This window comes from Peribacillus sp. P4_C12, from assembly GCF_056402095.1.
Genome location: NZ_JBFUIB010000254.1, coordinates 1 through 5,459, shown reverse-complemented (window position 1 = coordinate 5,459; position 5,459 = coordinate 1). Strand labels below are relative to the sequence as shown.

Here is a 5,459-nt window from a genome sequence, read left to right as displayed (position 1 = left end):
GAACTGGTTTTTAAAGGCGAGTTCGATATGTATCGCTCTTAACTTTCTAGAAAAGGATGAAAGAACATGAAAATAACGATAGATGCAATGGGTGGCGATAATGCTCCCAAGGCACAGGTGTTAGGGGCAATGAAAGCTGTCGAGGCCTTTTCCGATGTAGAAATAACCTTGGTAGGCAATAAAGCTGAAATTAGTCCATACTTAACGGAACATGACCGGATAAATGTTATACATACAGAAGAAAAGATTTTAAGTACCGATGAACCAGTTCGTGCAGTTCGCCGCAAGAAAAGTGCTTCGATGGTATTGGCAGCTCAACAGGTGGCTGACGGAGAGGCAGATGCATGCATTTCTTCCGGTAATACAGGTGCATTAATGGCTGCAGGCTTGTTTGTTGTTGGTAGAATAGAAGGAATTGAACGTCCTGCATTGGCTCCGACCTTACCGACAATCGATGGAAAAGGTTTTGTTCTTCTTGATGTAGGTGCGAATTCCGATGCGAAACCGGAGCATCTGCTTCAATTTGCCATAATGGGTTCTGTATATGCAAAAAAAGTACGCGGTATTGAAAAGCCCCGCGTCGGACTTTTGAATATCGGGACTGAAGAAAAAAAAGGAAATGAACTGACGAAGCATGCTTTCACATTGCTGCAGCAATCATCAGAAATTTCCTTTATCGGTAATGTAGAAGCTAGGGATCTCCTTAACGGACCAGCAGATGTAGTCGTAACGGACGGCTTCACTGGCAATATGGTATTGAAGACCCTTGAAGGTACGGCTATGAGTGTCTTTAAAATGGTAAAAACAGCGTTGATGAGCAATCTGAAGAGTAAGATTGCTGCAGCACTAGTGAAACCGGAACTAAAAGGCATTAAAAATAAAATGGATTACTCGGAGTATGGTGGTGCCGGATTATTCGGTTTGAAGGCACCTGTCATTAAGGCGCATGGATCTTCCGATGCGAACGCTGTCTATAATGCAATCCGCCAGACACGTGATATGGTTAGCCATGACGTCATTCCGACCATTGCGAAGACGATAGAAAAAGATCAATAATTTATAGAGGTAGGGGATTAACTGATGGGTAAAATTGCTTTTGTCTTTCCCGGACAAGGTTCACAGTCAATAGGAATGGGTCAGAACTTATTTCAGGAAAACGAGCGAGCTCAGCACATTTTCCGAACAGCGGATGAAAAACTTGATTTTCCACTTTCTGAGCTTATCTTTAATGGAACACAACAAGAATTAACGGTAACCTACAATGCGCAACCCGCATTATTGACTACAAGTTATGCCTTTGTTAGGGCATTAGAAGAAGAAGGTATCAAACCCGATTTTACGGCAGGACATAGTTTAGGAGAATATACTGCATTAGTAGCGTCAGGTGCAATTTCTTTTGAAGATGCCGTTTATACTGTCCGTAAGCGTGGCGAATTCATGGAAGCTGCGGTACCGAATGGTCAAGGCTCAATGGCTGCGATTCTAGGAATGGACCGTGAAGCACTTACTGAGGTAACTGCTGGAATTACTGCAACAGGGGAATCTGTTCAATTAGCTAATATAAATTGTCCGGGACAAATCGTCATTTCAGGGACTACAGAAGGCGTAAAGCTGGCTAGTGCAAAAGCAAAGGAAAATGGAGCAAAGCGGGCACTTCCACTTGAAGTAAGCGGGCCGTTTCATTCAGAATTGATGAAACCAGCGGCTGAAAAATTACAGAATGTACTTGATGAAGTGAGCTTTCAACAAGCGGAAATACCAGTGATTTCAAATGTAACGGCAAACCCTATTACCGCTCCGGCAGAAATTAAAGAAAAATTAATTGAACAGCTGTACTCACCAGTACTTTGGGAAGATTGCGTTAAAAAACTACTTGAATTAGGTGTTGATACGTTCATCGAAGTAGGCCCTGGAAAAGTATTAGGCGGATTAATAAAGAAAATTGATCGTTCTGTTAACATTTACTCAGTTTCTGATCTAGATACTCTAACTAAAACAGTTGAAGCATTGAAGGGGGTATAAGCATGATCTTAGAAGGTAAAAAAGCACTTGTAACTGGAGCGTCCCGTGGTATTGGAAGGGAAGTTGCTTTAGAACTTGCTCGACAGGGAGCAGATGTTGCTATCAATTATGCTGGCAGCGAATCGAAAGCCAATGAAGTGGTAAGTGAAATCAAGGCATTGGGCCGTAAAGCATTTGCGATTCAATGTGATGTTGCAAATAGTGAATCGGTAACAAGCATGATCAAAGAGGTCGTCGAACAGTTTGGCCGAGTAGATATTCTAGTTAATAATGCTGGTATCACACGTGATAACCTACTGATGCGGATGAAAGAAGAAGAATGGGATTCAGTCATTAATACGAATTTAAAAGGTGTGTTCCTTTGCACAAAAGCAGTCACTAGACAAATGATGAAGCAACGTAGCGGAAGGATCATCAATATGGCATCAATCGTCGGCGTTAGCGGAAATGCAGGGCAGGCTAATTATGTAGCGGCCAAAGCTGGAGTGATCGGCTTGACTAAAACTACAGCCAAGGAACTTGCATCAAGAGGGATTACGGTCAATGCGATTGCTCCAGGCTTTATCTCGACGGATATGACAGGGGAATTGCCTGAAGATGTCCAAAAAGCGATGCTGGATCAAATTCCACTGGCACGTTTTGGTGACCCTAAAGACATAGCTGCAGTGACGTCTTTCCTGGCTTCAGATGCAAGCAAATATATGACTGGACAAACACTTCATGTTGATGGCGGCATGGTTATGTAGATTTTCTTTGATTTTTTTCAAAATTAATTTATAATGTTTTGAGGGGAGGTGAACACATTGGCAGATGTATTAGAAAGAGTAACTAAAATCGTTGTAGATCGTTTGAACGTTGAAGAATCAGAAGTGAAACTTGAAGCTTCTTTCAAAGAAGATCTTGGTGCCGATTCCCTAGATGTAGTCGAACTAGTTATGGAATTTGAAGACGAGTTTGATATGGAAATTTCGGACGATGATGCTGAAAAAATCGCCACAGTAGGTGATGCTGTGAATTACATAAAAAGCACTATGTAATGAAATGTCCTTTGACTAAAAGCTCCGTTTTTTAACGGAGCTTTCTCTTATTAAGAAGCCTGAAGCAGCGGCCGATTTTAAGGGAATAAGTATACATCCAACTGAGCCTCCGTCTGCTTAGCTGTAAGCCGGCCGGCTAGTTTTCATTAAGCGGATTATACTGTATGATGGTACATAGGAAGGCTTGACAGGAATTCCTGCCAAGTTTCTTTTTATATATTGGAAAAATATGTTTTTTGAACCGTTGTGGAGGGTTTTGTGTGATACGTAGGAACGGAAATAATCGTAAACCATCAATCAAAGATAATAAATTTAAACAGTTACAAGAAAGTTTAGGTTTCTATTTTCAAGATGAAAATTTATTGAAACAAGCTTTTACACATTCATCTTATGTGAATGAGCATCGCCGTAAGCCTTATGAAGATAACGAAAGGCTTGAATTCTTAGGAGACGCTGTACTTGAACTGACTATATCTAAATACTTGTATCAAAAATATCCGATGATGAGTGAAGGGGAGCTTACAAAATTAAGGGCAGCCATTGTCTGTGAGCCATCACTTGTTGCCTTTGCCAATAGTCTTTCTTACGGGGAATATGTATTACTTGGAAAAGGGGAAGAAATGACAGGCGGAAGAGAACGTCCTGCCATGCTTGCGGATGTATTTGAAGCTTATATAGGGGCTTTGTACCTCGATCAAGGATTAGAGCCAGTTGTGCAGTTTTTGAAAAATGTTGTATTTCCGAAGATAGACGAGGGTGCTTTTTCTCATGTGATGGATTATAAGAGCCAGCTTCAAGAGCTCATACAGAGAGATGCTATCGGTGTCCTGCAATATAAAATTTTGCATGAAAAAGGGCCGGCCCATAATCGTGAATTTGTTTCGACTGTCTCTTTGAATGGAGAAGATTTGGGTTCTGGAGTAGGAAAATCGAAAAAAGAAGCGGAGCAGCATGCTGCCGAGCACGCATTGATCGTTTTAAAAGAAAAAAGCTCAACAAGATAGTTGAACAGTAGAGGAGGAAAGGTCATGTTCCTCAAACGCTTGGACGTTGTAGGATTTAAATCTTTCGCAGATAAAATTTCGATTGATTTTGTACCTGGTGTCACGGCAGTGGTTGGACCAAACGGAAGCGGTAAAAGTAATGTGACCGACGCAGTCCGCTGGGTACTTGGAGAGCAGTCTGCAAAATCGCTGCGTGGTGCAAAAATGGAAGATATCATCTTTTCAGGAAGTGACACGAGAAAAGCGTTAAATTTTGCAGAGGTTTCCCTGACCCTTGATAACGAGACCAATACCCTGCCGATTGACTTTCATGAAGTCAGTGTGACAAGACGGGTGTATCGATCGGGTGAAAGTGAATTTTTCATTAATAATCAAGGTTGCCGACTGAAAGATATCATTGAATTGTTTATGGATTCTGGTCTTGGTCGCGAAGCATTTTCTATCATTAGCCAAGGGAAAGTAGAAGAAATCCTAAGCAGTAAGGCAGAAGAAAGACGTGTTATCTTTGAAGAAGCAGCCGGCGTCTTAAAATATAAAACAAGAAAACGTAAAGCGGAATCGAAGCTAACGGAAACACAGGATAACTTAAACCGGGTCCATGATATTCTCCATGAATTAGAGGGCCAAGTGGAACCGTTAAAAATTCAATCTTCCCTCGCCAAGGAATATTTGGAGAAGAAAGAGGAGCTTGAACAAATAGAAGTAGCTTTAACCGTTTTTGAAATAGAAGAACTTTATGCAAAATGGGAAAGCTTGTCCCAAGAGCTTGAAAAACATAATGAGATGGAGCAACAAATGGGTGGCCAGCTTCATGAGCGGGAAGAGCATCTCAAAAATGTCCGGGGCAATCTAGCCACACTTGAGACATCAATTAATGGACTTCAGGAAATACTGTTGAATGCAAGTGAAGAGCTTGAAAAGCTTGAAGGCCGTAAAGAAGTATTGAAAGAACGAAAAAAAAATGCTGCCCAAAATAAGTCACAGCTTCAAAAAGCGATCGTAGAAGGTGAAGCAGCGGTTGAGCGTTTGTCTTTACAAAAGGAAAGAGAAACGGAAATTCTAAATGTACTCAACTCCGAAGTAAAGGGCATACAAGAAATTTTACATGAAAAGCAAAAAAGCCTAGGCCTATTCAATAGCGATATCGAAGCCATGATCGAAGTGAAAAAGAGTGACTACATCGAGTGGTTGAACAAGCAGGCATCGGCAAAAAATGAAAAGCAATACCTGCTTCAGCAGCTTACACAGCAGGAACATAAAAATGCCAAGCTTGATCAGGAAAACGAAAAGTTTTTAAAGGAAAGAACAGATATCACCGCAAAAAAAAAGGAATATACACAGCTGATGGAAAAGGTGACCAAGCAGCTTGAAGACCATGTTTCTTTTTTCCGAAATC

Annotated in this window: 6 protein-coding genes; all 6 read left to right on the top strand. The window is 41.2% G+C overall.

Annotation, left to right across the window (positions count from 1 at the left end; genetic code table 11):
- Window positions 1-66: 66 nt before the first annotated feature.
- Window positions 67-1,056 carry a phosphate acyltransferase PlsX gene (plsX, locus tag AC1DUW_RS20395; protein ID WP_053345288.1) on the top strand — a complete coding sequence of 330 codons (990 nt, stop codon included), beginning with the start codon at window positions 67-69 and terminating at the stop codon, window positions 1,054-1,056.
- A gap of 24 nt (window positions 1,057-1,080) precedes the next feature.
- Window positions 1,081-2,022, top strand: coding sequence for an ACP S-malonyltransferase (gene fabD, locus AC1DUW_RS20390; RefSeq protein ID WP_053345289.1), 942 nt, complete (start codon window positions 1,081-1,083; stop codon window positions 2,020-2,022).
- A gap of 2 nt (window positions 2,023-2,024) precedes the next feature.
- Window positions 2,025-2,768, top strand: a complete 744-nt coding sequence (fabG, locus tag AC1DUW_RS20385) for a 3-oxoacyl-[acyl-carrier-protein] reductase (RefSeq protein ID WP_053345290.1) — start codon at window positions 2,025-2,027, stop codon at window positions 2,766-2,768.
- A 57-nt stretch (window positions 2,769-2,825) separates the two neighbouring features.
- Window positions 2,826-3,059, top strand: coding sequence for an acyl carrier protein (locus AC1DUW_RS20380; RefSeq protein WP_053345291.1), 234 nt, complete (start codon window positions 2,826-2,828; stop codon window positions 3,057-3,059).
- Window positions 3,060-3,322: 263 nt separating this feature from the next.
- On the top strand, window positions 3,323-4,063 hold the full coding sequence (gene rnc, locus AC1DUW_RS20375; protein ID WP_053348012.1) for a ribonuclease III: 741 nt from the start codon (window positions 3,323-3,325) through the stop codon (window positions 4,061-4,063).
- Window positions 4,064-4,087: 24 nt separating this feature from the next.
- Window positions 4,088-5,459 (top strand): chromosome segregation SMC family protein (locus AC1DUW_RS20370; protein ID WP_477643313.1); only part of this gene is annotated, 1,372 nt, incomplete at its 3' end.

Bases quoted from the DNA above. Each gene is read 5' to 3' on its own strand.
- plsX (WP_053345288.1), top strand. From the start codon at position 67: ATGAAAATAACGATAGATGCAATGGGTGGCGATAATGCTCCCAAGGCA.
- fabD (WP_053345289.1), top strand. From the start codon at position 1,081: ATGGGTAAAATTGCTTTTGTCTTTCCCGGACAAGGTTCACAGTCAATA.
- fabG (WP_053345290.1), top strand. From the start codon at position 2,025: ATGATCTTAGAAGGTAAAAAAGCACTTGTAACTGGAGCGTCCCGTGGT.